We start from the raw sequence: 15,564 nt of genomic DNA on the forward strand, positions 1-15,564 counted from the left end.
AAATCTAAAATTTGAAAAACCTCTGAATAGTTAGAGAATAATAACTGATTCGGCAACCATTTAGGTGGGAATTCAAAAATTTCGTAAGAATCCATGAATGAACTGCGTACTAACCATAAAAATGGGATCAAGGAGATTACTCCAATCACTACCAATGGAATATACATCATGTATTTTGCTTTTCTCATGGTCATTTTTCTTGCCCTCCATAATACACCCAATTTTTTGCCGTACCAAAAACCAGCATAGTAAACAATCCAATAATCACAAATAAGATCCATGCCAATGCGGATGCATAACCAAACTGATTTTCTTGGAATGCTTTGCGGTAGATCAACAATGCGTAAAACAAGGTCGCGTTATTGGGGCCGCCTCCAGTCATAATGTATGCTTGCGAGAAGGTCTGGAAGGACCCAATTAATCCCATCACTAAGTTAAAGAAAATGATTGGTGAGATGGCTGGCAATGTCACATACAAAAATTTATGGCGCCAATTGCCGCCATCTACTTCCACAGCCTCCATCAGGTCTTGAGGAACATCCTGCAACCCAGCTAAGAAAACCAGAGCGGTGCCGCCACAGCCCCATACGGCCATTAAAATCAGAGAAGGGATCGCTGTTTGTTCATCAAAAATCCAGTTAGACGGCGGCAAATGGAAGAATTGCAAAACAGAATTCAACAAGCCAAAATCCGGGTTGAATAACCACATCCATAATATGTTTGAAGCTACTGCTGGAACTACCACCGGCAAATAGAATAACGTTCGGAAAAAGGCTTGTCCTCGAACTTTGACATTCATCAACAATGCGATCACTAATGCAGCAATCAAACTGCTCAACGTGCTCCCTAATGCAAATGTAAACGTCACAACCACTGATTTTTTGAAAAACAGATCATCCATAAAAATCGTACGGTAGTTATCGATGCCGGTAAATTTGAACTCACCGATGACATTATAATCCGTAAAACTAAGAATGAGACTAACGATCATTGGTATGATGGTAAAAATCAATAATCCGAGAATTGCAGGGGCTGCAAAAGCATACCCTGCACGATTCTCTTCTTTGTATAAATCATATTGTTTCTTTTTATGTTTCTTGCTTGCTTTAACGGTTTCCATTCCTTCGTCCACCTACTTCACATACTCATATTTATCCCCGAACTGTTTCTCTAGTTTTGGCAAAATGTCTTCCTCAACTACTTCTCTGGGAGCTTTCTTGCCAGTCCAGACTTGTTCTAACGCGGGGTTCACGATTTGTTCGATGGAAGCAGCATCTTCACTGTAGAAGGCTTTATTTTTAGTTAATGCCTGTTCTTTTGCTTCTACTAGGGCTTCTTTCTTAAATTCTGGTGAACGATCACTCTCTGCCCATTTTTGAAGGTACGTTTCATCTGAGAACCAATTGTCTTGGTTAGGTAACCATAATCCTGAATCAATAACATCTAAACTATTCTCTGGATCCAACAAATATTCTAAAAATGTTTTGGTTTCTTCCCAATGTTTTTGCGTATTTTCATTGTCAAAGACTACGATCGGTGGGCCAAAATTCATTTGAACGACTTTATCCCCCATCTTTGGCAAGATCCCCATTCCTAGTGCCAGTCCCTTTTGTTCGATGGCATCCCCCAGAGAACGTAAGTCCCATGATCCTGTGATCGTCATCGCTACCCTATCTGTCAGCATTGCAGTATCAGTAGATGGAATCGTACTTGCCTGGGAAGGTTTCGGCATTACATAATCTTTGTACATCAAATCCTGAATTTTTTCTAAGGATTCTATGGACTCATCTGTGCCGATCAAAATCTGTTTTCCATCTTGGCTAATCACCCCACCGCCATTGCTGATTAAGAAAGATTCATAACCTAGACCAGTAAAATTGGAGATCCCATAGGTTTTGATATTTTTTTCGTCAAAACCAGCATCCCCTGGATGATTGCCGTTACGGTCGACTGTCAGTTCTTTCAGAATGGATACAAATTTGTCCCAATCCCACGCTTGATTGACGTCATGAGGTGGCAGCTCAACACCATTTTCCTCAAAATATTTCGTACTGTAAAACAACGTCAACATTCCTGGTCCTGCAGGTGAACCAAAGACTTTTCCGTTATACTCAGAGCGCGTTTCTGCAATTTTGTTCTCAAATGGGCCTCCTGATTGATATAACTCAGTCAAGTCTCTTAAATTGCCACTTGCACCCCATTCTGCCGTGCTTGTTTCAACCATATAGCCGACGTCTGGAAGGGTTTTGGTACTCGCTTGGGTATTTAATTTTTCCATATAGTTATCATAAGGAATTTGCTGCGCTTTTACTTGGATCTCATCTTGTGACTCATTGAAGTTTTTGATCAATTTATCGATGGAATCCTTTTCTAAAGTATCCCCCCAAAATGAGAAATTAAGGGTCACTTTATCGGCTTGGTCCCCGCCATCATCATTGCTTCCACATCCTGACAACAAGAGGCTTCCCCCAATGACCAATGTAGAAATGAGTAGAACAATTTTTTTCATCTTCTTTGCTCCTGCCTTTTTATATTCCATTTGTATACGCATACAAATATTCCAAAAAGAAAATCAGTCGGTTTATTTTTTTAGCAACAGAAACACTCATCCTGTAAAAATAACGTTATCTGTTTTTCTTTACAACTACTACTATACAAAATGAAATTACATATTTCTTCCCGAGTTATGTGTGCCTTATTCCCGATTTTTGTTTGGCTCTATTTTCTAAATTAGAAATCGATTACATTTATTCTATCAGGCACATCACACAGTAAAATTAAGAGAGTAACACCGCATCACTATCTATAGAACAAAGGAGTAGAATACATGAGCTTATACTTGGAAATTCCTGAAATCAATCCATTATTTCCTTTTAAAACCTTCACCAATGAAGGTTGGTCAATCACTTATCCTCATTGGCACAAAGAAATCGAATTTATTTATTGTTTGGAAGGAACTGTCAAATTAGGGGTGGATGACGAGATCATTCAAATGCATGAAGACGAAGTTTATTTTTTCGCAAGCGGTGAACCTCATTTCTTCTTATCATCACCGAATAGTGAACGAATCGTTTATCAATTCGACATCAAGCTTTTTCAAGGGCACGACAATATTTCACCGAATGATCGGCCCTTAGCCAAAGTCTTTGAGACTGTCGTCAATTATAGTAAGGATTGGCCTGATCCAATCCAAAAAGAAATCCAGACCATCTTACTTTCTATTTACTATGAAAATCAAGATCAGCGGGAAGGGTATCAATACAGTATTTTGAGTAGTCTCTATAAATTAGCGAATCTCTTATACAAACTGCCATTAAAGACCAAAAGAAAAGAAAAAGCCGCTTTAGACAGTACATTGAAGAATCGTGAGACATTGTTCCAGATCGACACGATCCTCGACTATATCGAATCCAATTATTTGCATGCCATCACGATCCAGGATGTTGCTGATCATGTAGGATTTAGTCCTAGTTATTTTTCACGCTTCTTCAAGAAAAATATCGGGATGTCTTTTACCAGTTATCTATCAGAATACCGCATCCATCGGGCAAAATATATTTTAGGAACAGAGCTGGTTCCCATGGCAGAAGTAGCTGCCCGTTCAGGTTTTTCTAGCGTCAAAACCTTTCATCACGTCTTTAAATCAATGGTTGGCACTTCCCCTATGAAGTTTCAAAAAAGTATTTTTGGTGATCACTAATAATTACGCAAAAAAGAGATCTGATTTTCACAGATCCCTTTTTTGTTTACGACACTTGCTTTGTTCAAAAAATCAACCTGCTTTGTTTTGCCAGTTGATTCTTTTTGGATAGTTACTTCAGGCTACCTTTACCTATGCCACTACAGCAAGTATTTAATTCGTAGAAAATAAATAATCCCCCATCATTACTTTTTCTTGAATTGTTTTAGCAAAACTTTCATGTTCAGATGTATTGGTGACGATGACAGGAATTGTTAGATCATAACCAGCTTCTTTGATTTGTCTTCGGTCAAAAGTGATCAGTGGCTCTCCAGCTTTGACATACTGATCTTCTGCCACATGAAGCGTAAATCCTTGACCATCTAATTGGACTGTATCGATACCAATATGGATCAACAGCTCTACTCCGTTCTCTCCCCTTAATCCAATAGCATGTTTTGTTGGTGTTGTCATAATGATATAGCCATCGAATGGAGCAGAAACAACATCATCCTCAGGAAGAATCGCCATACCATCGCCCATCATTTTCTCTGCAAACATGGGATCATTCACTGATTCCAAAGAGACAACCGTTCCTTTTACAGGGCTATTTATTTTTACAGCTTCATTCGCCTGATTGAGTTTGTTTTCTCTAATACGCTTCTTTTCCAAGAAAACAGTGAGGGCAAATGACACACAAATCGCAAGCAGAATCACAACGATCGAAAACCAGAAGTTTGAGTTAAACCCAGAGCCATCCGTTGGAATAAACGTTGGAATAGCAATTAATCCTGGCGATACTACCGCATACTGTTTTAGCTGAACAAATCCTGCCAGAATCCCGCCAACTGCCCCACCAGTGATTGCCCCGATAAAAGCACTGCGGTAATTGATCAAGACGCCGAAAATCGCTGGTTCGGTGATCCCCATCACCCCTGTTAGCCCTGAAGAAAGCGCCAATGCTCGTTTTTCTGTATTCTTTTCACTATAGGCAATGGCCAACGCTGAAGCCCCTACAGCGACATTAGCTGCCAACATGGCTGGCATGACAAATGAGTCGTAGCCATAATCTCCTAGCATTGCAAAAACAAGTGGAAACAGTGCTTGATTTGTTCCAGTCATCACAAGCAATGGAGTGGCCGCACCCAACAAGCCAACGGAAAACCAACCTAATTTGTCATACAAAAAGCTCAGCCCACTAGCGATATAGCCACCCACCGCATTTCCGATAGGGCCTAACAGAATCAATGTGACCGGTACGGTGATCAAAATGACAAGTAATGGTTTTACAAAGTATTTGATAGACTGAGGAATCCATTTATCTGCGATCCGATCAATCACAGCCATAAATAATACCCCGAATATCACAGGAATCGTTGTAGTATTATAACTCATAGTCGGTACAGAAAGCCCTAAAAACGTAAGACCTTCGACACCATTGATCAGTGAATGAACTAAGATCGCACCCAAGAACATGCCCATCATGCCATTGATACCTAATTTTCTTGCAGCACTAAAGCCGATATAAATGGGTAAAAAATAAAATCCTGCATCATTCACTGCATTTAAAATCGTATAAGTTCCACTATCCGCAGACAATCCGAAAAAGGTCACACCAATATTTAAAACAGCAGATACCAATCCAGCTGCTACAAGAATAGGCAATACCGGAACAAAGGTACCACTGATAAAATCAACGACCAATGCGCCATAATCTTTTATACTTCTGGATTTGCGATCAGGAGTGGTGCTTTGACTTTTGTGTTCTAATTTTTCCATAAAAATAGCATATACTTTAGGAACATCTGGGCCAATGATCAATTGAACATCATGATCCCTTTTAACTGTGCCTAAGATTAATTTATTTTTTTTCAGTTGATCGTCATCAAATTTTGATGGATCATTCAGTTGGAGTCGTAACCGAGTGGCACAATGGTTGGCTGTTTGCACATTTTCGATTCCGCCGATATGATCGATGATATACGCAACTAAATCATTATAGTTTGCCATAGCCGATTCATCCTCATTTCATTATATAAATCGCTTTCATTTCCAATTATTTCTTAAAGTTGTGACAGAAATATTGCGACAGACTCTCCGAAGGATAGAAATTCTGCGATCCTGCAGATTCGATTCGCAAATCTGCGAAGGATCACAGTGCCTATCGTTCGAGAATTATTTTGTCATTAATTGTCCAAGACTCGTATCATGTCATAGATTGTGCTCCGCTTACTTTGGGCCTTCCAAGGACTGCCCATTTGAATGAATCACTTCTTTGTACCAATAATAGGAGTCTTTAGGAATTCTCCGTAGGTCTAACAAGGCTTCATCGGTTGTATTGATATAGACAAGTCCGTAGCGTTTTGCCATCCCATTTCCTGTACTCAATAAATCGGTAAAGGACCATGGATTGTAGCCAAATACTTTTGCGCCATCTTCAATGGCTAATCCAACTTGATAGATTTGATCATTCAAGAAAGCAATTCGTTCTTGATCATGAACTTTGCCGTCTTCTCCTAGCGTTTCATGAGCCCCATAGCCATTTTCTGTAATGACCATCGGTAAATGATAATGATCTTCCATATACCGTAATAAGTAACGCATGGCAACGGGATCAATTTCCCAATCCCAGTCTGTGGTCTCAACAAACGGATTCACTGTTTGAGCAAAAATTCCTGGATAATTTGGATAAACGAATTCACCTTTCTTTCCAGACTTATTCAACCCAATCTCCTGAAGTTGCGAGTCGACTGGTGATTCTTTTGCAACATTGCTGCGATAACAATTGATGCCAAAAAAGTCAATTTTTGCTTCAGCAACTAACTCCATATCTCCAGGGCGAATATCAGGATCAATATTGTGTTCTTTCCAGTAACGTTTGATAAATCCGTTGTATTCCCGATTTGCATTAAAATCGTTCCAAATTTTCTCCGTTAATTCTTCTGCATTCATTGCTGCGATCTGATCTTCTGGTTTAGCAGATTCTGGATAAAAAGGGACCATTCCAGGAACAGGACCAATTTTTCCATCTTCGACTAACTCATGACAAGCAATCACTGCTTTGGCATGACAGAGATTCATAATATGGTTAACTTTCCATTTGTCTTCAAACCATGTTTCTGGATACTTACAGACGCCTAACCAATCTCCATAGACGATTTGCATGTTTTGTTCATTGATCGCTAGCCAATATTTTACTCTGTCTCCAAAGGCATTGAAGCAGGTTCTGACATATTGATCAAAGGCATCAATGATTCCTCGATCATACCAACCATTAAATTCTTCATCTACCCACACTGGCATGTCATAGTGATATAACGTGACGATTGGTGTAATGCCGTGAGCAACTAGTTCATCAATCAACTGATTATAAAAATCAATCCCTAATTGATTGGGAACCCCGGAATTATCGGGATAAATTCTAGGCCAAGCAATAGAAAAACGATACGAAGTAAATCCTGCATCAGCCATTAATTGAACGTCTTCTTTGTATTTGTGGTAATGATCCGCCGCGATCGAATTATCGGTGTAGGGCTTTTTCTTCTTACTATTCAAGTCAATAATCGCTGCCGAGCGACCATCCTCTGCCACTGCACCTTCTACTTGCCAAGCAGCGCTTGATGCCCCCCACAAAAAATCAGCTGGAAATGTTGGTTTATCCTTAAAATGCATGCCATTAGCCTTCTCTCTTATATTTAAGTAAATAACCGTTGAATAATAAATCAAGGACAAAATCAATGCCATAAGTATAGTAAAGCAATTCATTGATTTCTTTCTCATGTGTTTGTGAACTTAAATGATACAATTTTTCAAAGTAACGATTATAGATTGGATTGCGGTTATTCGTAAACAAAATAGCGGTTGCCGAAATCTCTTTAAAAACATCTAACATAGAAGAAACAAACAAGCCTGAAAGTGAAAAAACAATGATTAGTGGTTCGCTCGTGGCTGCTAAAGCAATCGTCAAATCATCTTTTGAAGTCAACAGTGTGATTCGTTTCCCAAAAATAACCATCCGTTGTTGGAAAGTTTTGACACTCCCTGCGATATTGCTGGAACATAAAATCATGACCTCTTGATTGCTATTGATCAGACGAACCAAACGATCGACTTCTTGCGTATTAAAGCGTAAACTGAGTTCTTCCATTAAAGAGATAACATTGGTTTGAAGTTTTGATAGAAAATCTTCATATCCGTAAAATTTCTGAAATTCATCGATGCCATCATCAAAAGTTTCCGCGTTTCTTTTCATGTCTAAAAAATTTTCATAACCTAATTGTTTGGCAAACCTTCTAATTGAGGCTCGTGAGACATGTTTTTCTTCCGCAATTTGATAAATGTTCCATCGTGCCACACTCTTAAAGTTATCCAAGAAAAATTTTGCCAGTTCAAATTCTACGGTTCCTACTTCAATCTCATTCACAATATGATTCAGCTTATAAATAAAATTCAATCGATTATTATCCATTTTTTTAATCTCCCTTGGCCAAGTTTGATTGTACCCATAGTATAGCGTATCCGTTTACAAAAATGGGGTGCAGAACGTGCACCCAGATGAAACCTCTAGAAAAATCAATTGCCATCATCCCAAGGCTAGCTATCTTTTCCGTACATCAATCACTGCCAACTCCAAGAGTGTCTTTAGCCAGTATGTTTGATGGACATGCGTTTCAATATACGAGATTCGTTTACCGACAGACGAAAAAAATCAACCGGCTTTGTTTTGCCAGTTGATTCTTTAAGGAAAATCGATTCAATCCATCCGGTACTTTTTTTGCAGCAGTTGGCACTTTTGTTGTTCTAACACCGGCTGCTTTCATAGCTCTTTTTTCTCTCTTGTAGGCTAGCGGTCTTTTTTCACCCAAATACCTTCAGAGGTTGGTTCAATCATCAAGTTTGATTCAGGAGCCAGCTGACACTCTACGTTTCCATCCCTCAATGTAACGCGTAATTCTTCCCCTTGGTAAGAAAGCTGAAAGGCTAGTTCGGTTATTTCTTTTGGTAAGTGATTGGTCAAGCGAATGCCGTCATCATAATAAAGACCAGCAAATCCATAAATCAAACTTAGCCAGCTACCTCCCATGTTCGCTGCGTGAATGCCATCGACGACGTTTTTTTGCAGATCGGTCAAATCCATTAATGCGGTATCCATGAAGTAGCGATACGCTTTTTCTGTTTCTCCGATGCGGCTGGCCATCACACTAAAAATCGAACGGGACAGAGAAGAATCATGGGTAGTGACTTTTTCATAATACTGATAATCTTTCCTTAATTGATCAAGAGTGAAATCGCCGGTATAAAGCATTTGCGCCAATACGGTATCCGCTTGTTTGCAGACTTGATGTTTGTAAATAATCATCGGATGATAATGCAGCAATAAGGGATAGTTGTCGGCTGGTGTTTCTTCAAAAGGCCAGACCGATTGTTCAAGAAAATCATCATCTTGCTTAGTCAGTCCTCGAGCCTCATCATAACCGAAATACATGAGGTCTGCGGCTTGTTGCCACTGATCGATCCGCTCCGTATTCTTTTCGTATCGTTTCGCTAGTTCAACAGCATAATACAAATTGTTTTGGGCCATCTTATTGGTATAAAAGTTATTGTTGACCAATGCACTGTACTCATCTGGTCCGGTGACCCCATTGATACAAAAAGCAGGTTTGCCGTTCTTTTCAATGAAATCACCATAGCTCAGCCAAAATTTTGCCGTTTCAAAAACGACGTCACTGCCGATTTCTTCAATAAAGCGGGCATCTCCTGTGACCCGTTCATAGAGTTGAAAGGCATAGACGATATCACCATTGATATGCAGTTGTGCCGTGCCGGCAGGATAATAAGCACTTGTTTCTTGGCCATCAATGGTGCGCCAGGCAAATAGTGCGCCCTCTTGGCTTAGTTCTTGTGCACGTTTTTGCGCTTGCGGTAAAATATTCGCTCGATAGGTAAGCAATGCTTTCGCCGTGTCTGGATTGGTGTAGGTAAAAAATGGCAGCAAATACATTTCCGTATCCCAGAAATAATGGCCTTCATACCCTTCACCTGTTAACCCTTTAGCTGCAAAATTGGTTCTGCCATCACGTCCTGCCCCCTGATTCAAGTGAAAGAGATTGAAACGGATCCCTTTTTGTAATTCTTGATCACCCGTGATCTGGATATCACTTGTTGCCCAAAACTGCTGATAACTTTGCCGCTGTTCGGCAACAAATGTTTCAAAATCAACCGCTTCTTGATAAAAGGGTGCCCCTTTTGCTTCTTGTAAACGCAGTTGAAAAATCGTCGTTAGGGATTCTCCAGATTGGATTTGCCCCTCGCCGCCTATCACTCGAATCGCCAGTTTTTTTTGACTATGAGGGGCTGTCCAAATGGCATAGTCCCCCTGCTCTTCTTTCAGCAGCTGATGTTCTTTGTTGGCTACCCGAGGATCCTCTGTTTGATTGACGGAAAACCGCTGATCCAATGGATGAGAAACAGTGATCGGCTCTGGGAAATTGGCATTTTTGATTGTGTAACGACAGACATAAAATTCGTTACGGGTCATGGAGGCAAAAGATTGCATTTCAAGATCAAAGATTTTTCCTAATGGGGTTTCTACGTGGTAAGACTCATGAAGGATGCCTTCTGCCATATCTAATGTCAACTGGATTTGTTCCGTCTGCCACACGCTGTCCGTCGACTGCTCTTCTCCGATACTTAAAGCAAGGCCTCGCAGATTAGGTAATTTGCAGATGGTTTGATGTTCTTTGGCATAGCCATAAGCCCATTCGCCGTATTGGATTGGTTCACTGTCAAAAAAGCCATTGACAAAAGCCCCGGGATTACCGGGATAGTTGGTGTTCACTTTAAGGGGATGCCCTGCTCGCACACCGATTTGACCATTTCCCACAGCAAACAGCGTTTCTAAATATTCCGGTGTCTGATGAGAAAGTTCTTGTGCCTGCAATAAAAATGTTTTATCCATCTCTGTTCGTCTCCTCCGCTTTTTTCTTTCAGTTCTATCCTACACTACTAAACACCCCTTGCAAAGGATCCGACTTCAGCGAGGATGGGCATCTACTTTGGTTCTTCTGAGAGAGTATGGTACCATGAAACAAACTTGAAAGAAGGCGATTACTTGGATTTATGGCTAACAAATATTCGAATGGAAACAAGCTACATCAAAGAAAATGGCTGGACCTCTGGCAGCCGAACCAAACGGGTGGCAATTGGGATCAGTGAGGAAAAAATTGCCGAGATCCTTCCCATGGAGGAATGGAAAAACACGACAGAAGCAACTGTTATCGATGGCCAAGACCAGTTATTACTACCCGGCTTGATCGAAAAACATTGCCATTTGGATAAAAGCAAATTAGGAACCCCTTGGCGGCCGGTCACACCGGCAGCCAACTTAGTCGAACGTTTTGAAACAGAGATTCCTCAATTGGATGCATTGCCCCTTTCGATTAAAGAACGGGCACAACAATTGATCGATTTGGAATTGCCTCATGGTGTCGTGTCCTTTCGTTCCCATATTGACATTGAACCAATGACTGGCTTGCGCTATTTTGAAGCCATCACTGACTTATTAGCAGACAAGCCCTTTGCTTCAGAACTAGTCCTCTTCCCCCAACATGGGTTATTGCGATCCGATGCGGTCACATTGATTGAAGAAGCACTAGCCACAGGCAAAGCATCCTTCATCGGCGGGGTTGATCCTTATACATTGGATCAAGATTACCAGCAATCATTGAAAACAACCTTTGAACTGGCAAAAAAAGGCAATGTTGGCATTGACATTCATCTGCATGATCGCAAAGAAGCTGGTCGTGCAACCATCAAAGAAATCATTCGGCTGACCAAAGAATCTGCCATGGCAGGAAATGTCTTCATCAGCCATGCCTTCGGCTTAAATGATTTTGAAGGTGCTGAACGTGAGGAAGTTTTTCAGGCATTGGCAGATTTGGACATTCATATCGTTTCAAGTATTCCCATCAGTCAGGGAACGATTCCTCCCCTTAAAGAATTACAAAGTTATGGGGTTGCCGTCCACATTGGCTGCGACAATATTTATGATTCCTGGTCCTCACTGGGTGACGGCTCCTTGCAAGAAAAGCTTGCTCGTTATTTAGAGATTTTTGGTATTCAATCCCAAGAAGCATTGACTCAAGCATTAGGTCTGGTAACAGATGGCAGAGTGCCATTAGACCAAGAAGGAAATCAAAAATGGCCAAAAGTTGGCGATTCTGCTGATTTTCTCTTGACCCCTGTTTCTTCAACGGCTGAATTTGTCGCCCGCAAAGGTCACGTCAGCTGCAGTTTCTTCAAAGGACAACCAATCTACAAAGCATAACCAATGATTGCTGACAAAAAAAGCCGATTTGCTACAGGAATGTAGGAAATCGGCTTTTTACGAATCAATGGTTGCACAAAAAATGATTCGGTTACCACTCTTTTGCTAATTTTGCTTGACGCTGATCCGATTATTCGGTTTACTTATGATAACGAATACAAAAAAGTGAGGGATTATGATGTACACTGCAAATACCCACAGATACGAAAGCATGACTTACAATCGCGTTGGTCATTCTGGTTTAAAACTCCCCGCGATTTCATTAGGTCTATGGCACAACTTCGGTGATACGGATCCAATCGCCAAACAACGGGAAACAGTCTTAGGCGCCTTTGATCTAGGCATTACCCATTTTGATTTGGCCAACAACTATGGTCCTCCTGCAGGATCAGCAGAAAAGAATTTCGGCCGTATTTTAAAAGAGGACTTACAGGCTTATCGGGATGAATTGATCATTTCATCAAAAGCTGGTTACTATATGTGGCCGGGCCCCTATGGCGAATGGGGTTCTAAGAAGAATCTGATCGCCAGCTGCGATCAAAGTCTGCAGCGCTTAGGGCTGGATTATGTCGATATTTTTTATCACCATCGGCCAGATCCAGACACACCATTGGCAGAAACGGCTCATGCGCTGGATTTGTTAGTCCGGCAAGGAAAAGCTCTCTATGTTGGCGTGTCCAATTATTCTGCAGAACAGACAAAAGAAATCGCCAAAATTCTGAAAGAACAACGAACGCCTTTCATCATTCATCAACCTCGTTACAATATGTTTGATCGTTGGATCGAAGATGGGTTAACGACAGTATTAGAAGAGGAAGGATTAGGCGCAATCGTCTTTAGCCCTCTGGCGCAGGGATTATTGACTGATCGTTATCTGCATGGCATTCCCGAAGACTCCCGCGCGCATCGCTCGGATAGTCCCTTTTTGACAGAAGAACGGGTCGCCCCTACACTGAATGTTGTGAAACAGTTAAATGAAGTGGCTCAAGAGCGCGGACAAAGCTTAGCAGAAATGGCATTGGCTTGGCTGTTGCGACAAGAAACGGTTGCCAGCGTATTGATTGGTGCCTCTCGTTTGAGCCAGTTGCAAGCGAATGTCCGAGCTTTGGACCAATTAACTTTTTCTGCTAATGAACTAAAAAAGATCGACGAAATTTTAGCGCTTTTAAAGAAATAAGTGTTTGATTTTGCTCACTATCCTTTTCCGTTGGGGAATCATTGCCCCCATTGAGTAAGAGGCGGAAGCTTCATTTTAAACAACAAAGAAACCAAACGACCGTAGGATGTATTGTCCAGAAGCTATCAATGCTTCGGTACAATCACTCTCGCGTTCGTTTGGTTCTTTTTTGCTACATTTTTTGCTGCATTTTAGTTGATTGATTCTTTTTGCCAATCAATGGCTAATTGCAGGCAGCCTTTGATGCCACTTTCATTCACTAGTTGCCATGGAACAATATACTCTTCTACGCTTGGAATCGAAACGTAGCCCCCTAGTTCCAACAAAAATTGTTCTCTGATTTTTGACAGCAAGTGGGTTTGATTCATGACACCACCACCTAAAATAATCTTATCCGGTACAAAGGACAATGTATAATTGACCAATGCTTGCGCTATATAATAGGCTTGCAGCTCCCATACAGGATGATTTTCTGGAAGGGTCTCTCCCTTTTGCCCCGTTCGTGCTTCGATGGAAGGACCGGCAGCCAGCCCTTCAAAGCAATCCTGATGATAGGGACAAGTGCCGACATACGAATCCTCTGGGTGCCGTTTGATCCGGATATGCCCCATTTCAGGATGAGATTTACCTTGGAATAACTGGTTATTCACAATTACGCCAGCACCGATCCCAGTCCCCACCGTCAGATAAATACAAGTATCACAGTCTTGAGCAGCCCCTTTTTTTAATTCCCCATAGGCTGCTGCATTGACATCTGTTGTCCAAACCATTGGAATCGGATAGCGTTGTTTTAACGTCCCCAAAAAGTCAAAATTTTGCCATCCCACTTTAGGTGTTGCCAAAACATGTCCATAGTTGGCTTGTGTTGGATCCAATCCGATTGGGCCAAAGCTGCCGATCCCCATCGCGGCTAGCTCATACCTATCAAAAAATCGGAAAATTTCGGTCAGTGTTTCTGCGGGTTCTCCCGTAGCAATTCGCTGTGAAGCAATAATCTTCCCTTCTTGATCCGCTACGGCACAGTTCATTTTTGTTCCGCCTGCTTCTATGCCTCCATACATCATTGACTATCCCTACTTTTCTACTCGAATATCGAAGTAATCCATCACAAGTTCACAAAACATCATATTTGCCCAAGAAAACCACTCACGAGTGTAATCTGTTGGATCATTGACATTGATGCCTTCATGCATCAAATGCGTTCCTGCATCAATCGACACTAATTGGTCTAAGATGTGGGCTTTTTCTTCTTTGTTTGGTGTCGTCAATCCAGTCATCGCCATCGCGATCGGCCAAACAAAATTATGCGGTGTATGAGATGACCCGATACCACTAGCAAATTCCCCTTGATAGTAATAAGGATTTTCGTCACTTAAAAGCGTTTTTCTAGTAGCCAGATACGTTGGATCGTCTACAGTGCCATACCCTAGATAAGGTGCTGAAATTAGGTTCGGTACGTTACTGTCGTCCATGACAGAGGCATTGCCTAGCCCATCCACTTCATAGGCATAGATCGTTTCACCAGCCTGATTCGTTGTATATGCATATTTTTCGATCCCGGCTTGAATCTCTTGCTTTAAATCAGCTGCCTCGGTCACTAACGCTGGCTCATCTAAAATGTCGGAGAAAATTTGCTCAAGATAACCTAAAACCACGACAGCGAACATATTTGACGGAACCAAATAGCCATAGACACAAGCATCGTCACTTGGACGAAATCCTGACCAAGTCATCCCGGTCTTAGCAACTGGAGTGCCTTTGCCGGCGAACTTCAGCGTATCTTCTTGGCGTTCTGTTTGGCGTTCAAATTGATAAGGCGATTGTTCATGGTCTTGTTCTGTCCGAAAGACAGTTAGGACTTTTTTGATCCCTTCAACAAAATTTTCGTCAAAGTGATCGGTACGTCCGGTGTTTTTATAAAGCAGATAGGCTAACTGGATCGGATAGCACAGTGAATCGATCTCATATTTCCGTTCCCAGATCCAGCCGTTCATTTCGGTTAGATCATCTTGGTGTCCGGCAAAATTTTCTGTTTCATTAAAGGCATTGGCGTAAGGATCAATAGTGATAAACATAAATTGTTTTTTGACTAATCCGGCAATCATATCAGACAGTTCTTGATCCTCTTTTGCTAAACACAGATACGGACGGACTTGAGCGGTTGAGTCCCGCAGCCACATCGCTGGAATATCACCTGTCAAAACAAAGGTACTGCCATCTTCTTGTTTCTTCACTGTGGTTAATACGGTATTGGCAAATGCCGCATTAAAGTTTTCCGCCCAATTTGCATGGTCTTCGCCACAAAGCAACGTGATTTTTTCCATAAAGTTCTTAATTACATTCGGTATTTCGCTGTATCCCATCTTCTTTTCCCCTCTTACA

The 15,564-nt window shown here is 41.3% G+C and carries 12 protein-coding genes and 1 pseudogene; 3 read left to right on the plus strand and 10 right to left on the minus strand.

The genetic code is table 11. From position 1 onward, the window contains the following. The 3 genes and pseudogenes from Q0A12_RS03770 to Q0A12_RS03780 form a co-directional block, all read right to left on the minus strand. Positions 1 to 194, minus strand: a pseudogene (locus Q0A12_RS03770) (carbohydrate ABC transporter permease); the annotation flags it as partial. After that, positions 191 to 1,120, minus strand: coding sequence for a sugar ABC transporter permease (locus Q0A12_RS03775; protein WP_291291345.1), 930 nt, complete (start codon positions 1,118 to 1,120; stop codon positions 191 to 193). The gene Q0A12_RS03775 and the pseudogene Q0A12_RS03770, both read right to left, overlap by 4 nt. A 12-nt stretch (positions 1,121 to 1,132) precedes the next feature. Further along, positions 1,133 to 2,509: a sugar ABC transporter substrate-binding protein gene (locus Q0A12_RS03780; RefSeq protein ID WP_291291346.1), complete on the minus strand. Its 1,377-nt coding sequence runs from the start codon at positions 2,507 to 2,509 to the stop codon at positions 1,133 to 1,135. Between the two features lie 318 nt (positions 2,510 to 2,827). On the opposite strand from Q0A12_RS03780, the gene Q0A12_RS03785 reads away from it, so the two are divergent. Continuing rightward, positions 2,828 to 3,700 (plus strand): AraC family transcriptional regulator, encoded by an 873-nt coding sequence (locus Q0A12_RS03785; RefSeq protein ID WP_291291347.1) that lies wholly within the window; start codon positions 2,828 to 2,830, stop codon positions 3,698 to 3,700. Between the two features lie 153 nt (positions 3,701 to 3,853). Here Q0A12_RS03785 and Q0A12_RS03790 read toward each other — a convergent pair whose 3' ends face one another. The 5 genes from Q0A12_RS03790 to Q0A12_RS03810 all read right to left on the minus strand — a co-directional run bounded on the left by Q0A12_RS03790 (position 3,854) and on the right by Q0A12_RS03810 (position 10,637). Then, positions 3,854 to 5,689, minus strand: coding sequence for a beta-glucoside-specific PTS transporter subunit IIABC (locus tag Q0A12_RS03790; protein WP_291291348.1), 1,836 nt, complete (start codon positions 5,687 to 5,689; stop codon positions 3,854 to 3,856). Between the two features lie 219 nt (positions 5,690 to 5,908). Next, positions 5,909 to 7,351, minus strand: a complete 1,443-nt coding sequence (locus Q0A12_RS03795; RefSeq protein ID WP_291291349.1) for a glycoside hydrolase family 1 protein — start codon at positions 7,349 to 7,351, stop codon at positions 5,909 to 5,911. A 4-nt stretch (positions 7,352 to 7,355) separates the two neighbouring features. Next, complete coding sequence (locus Q0A12_RS03800; RefSeq protein ID WP_291291350.1) at positions 7,356 to 8,147, minus strand: MurR/RpiR family transcriptional regulator; 792 nt, start codon at positions 8,145 to 8,147, stop codon at positions 7,356 to 7,358. A 220-nt stretch (positions 8,148 to 8,367) separates the two neighbouring features. After that, complete coding sequence (locus Q0A12_RS03805; RefSeq protein ID WP_291291351.1) at positions 8,368 to 8,499, minus strand: hypothetical protein; 132 nt, start codon at positions 8,497 to 8,499, stop codon at positions 8,368 to 8,370. Positions 8,500 to 8,522: 23 nt separating this feature from the next. After that, positions 8,523 to 10,637, minus strand: a complete 2,115-nt coding sequence (locus Q0A12_RS03810) for a glycosyl hydrolase family 65 protein (RefSeq protein ID WP_291291352.1) — start codon at positions 10,635 to 10,637, stop codon at positions 8,523 to 8,525. A 153-nt stretch (positions 10,638 to 10,790) separates the two neighbouring features. On the opposite strand from Q0A12_RS03810, the gene Q0A12_RS03815 reads away from it, so the two are divergent. Both Q0A12_RS03815 and mgrA read left to right on the plus strand, forming a co-directional pair. Further along, positions 10,791 to 12,005 carry an amidohydrolase family protein gene (locus Q0A12_RS03815; protein WP_291291353.1) on the plus strand — a complete coding sequence of 405 codons (1,215 nt, stop codon included), beginning with the start codon at positions 10,791 to 10,793 and terminating at the stop codon, positions 12,003 to 12,005. A gap of 178 nt (positions 12,006 to 12,183) precedes the next feature. Then, entirely contained in the window at positions 12,184 to 13,182 is a 999-nt protein-coding gene (gene mgrA, locus Q0A12_RS03820; RefSeq protein ID WP_291291354.1) for an L-glyceraldehyde 3-phosphate reductase, read from the plus strand. Positions 13,183 to 13,373: 191 nt separating this feature from the next. Here the strand turns inward: mgrA and Q0A12_RS03825 are convergent, their stop codons facing one another. Beyond that, positions 13,374 to 14,243: an ROK family protein gene (locus tag Q0A12_RS03825; RefSeq protein ID WP_291291408.1), complete on the minus strand. Its 870-nt coding sequence runs from the start codon at positions 14,241 to 14,243 to the stop codon at positions 13,374 to 13,376. A gap of 12 nt (positions 14,244 to 14,255) precedes the next feature. Next, entirely contained in the window at positions 14,256 to 15,545 is a 1,290-nt protein-coding gene (locus Q0A12_RS03830; RefSeq protein WP_291291355.1) for a glycoside hydrolase family 125 protein, read from the minus strand. Positions 15,546 to 15,564 lie beyond the last annotated feature (19 nt).

Source organism: Enterococcus sp. (genome assembly GCF_022711995.1).
GTDB lineage: Bacteria > Bacillota > Bacilli > Lactobacillales > Enterococcaceae > Enterococcus_D.

Coding starts and splice junctions, on each gene's coding strand:
- Q0A12_RS03775 (WP_291291345.1), bottom strand. CDS start 1,120: ATGGAAACCGTTAAAGCAAGCAAGAAACATAAAAAGAAACAATATGAT.
- Q0A12_RS03780 (WP_291291346.1), bottom strand. CDS start 2,509: ATGAAAAAAATTGTTCTACTCATTTCTACATTGGTCATTGGGGGAAGC.
- Q0A12_RS03785 (WP_291291347.1), top strand. CDS start 2,828: ATGAGCTTATACTTGGAAATTCCTGAAATCAATCCATTATTTCCTTTT.
- Q0A12_RS03790 (WP_291291348.1), bottom strand. CDS start 5,689: ATGGCAAACTATAATGATTTAGTTGCGTATATCATCGATCATATCGGC.
- Q0A12_RS03795 (WP_291291349.1), bottom strand. CDS start 7,351: ATGCATTTTAAGGATAAACCAACATTTCCAGCTGATTTTTTGTGGGGG.
- Q0A12_RS03800 (WP_291291350.1), bottom strand. CDS start 8,147: ATGGATAATAATCGATTGAATTTTATTTATAAGCTGAATCATATTGTG.
- Q0A12_RS03805 (WP_291291351.1), bottom strand. CDS start 8,499: ATGAAAGCAGCCGGTGTTAGAACAACAAAAGTGCCAACTGCTGCAAAA.
- Q0A12_RS03810 (WP_291291352.1), bottom strand. CDS start 10,637: ATGGATAAAACATTTTTATTGCAGGCACAAGAACTTTCTCATCAGACA.
- mgrA (WP_291291354.1), top strand. CDS start 12,184: ATGTACACTGCAAATACCCACAGATACGAAAGCATGACTTACAATCGC.
- Q0A12_RS03825 (WP_291291408.1), bottom strand. CDS start 14,243: ATGTATGGAGGCATAGAAGCAGGCGGAACAAAAATGAACTGTGCCGTA.
- Q0A12_RS03830 (WP_291291355.1), bottom strand. CDS start 15,545: ATGGGATACAGCGAAATACCGAATGTAATTAAGAACTTTATGGAAAAA.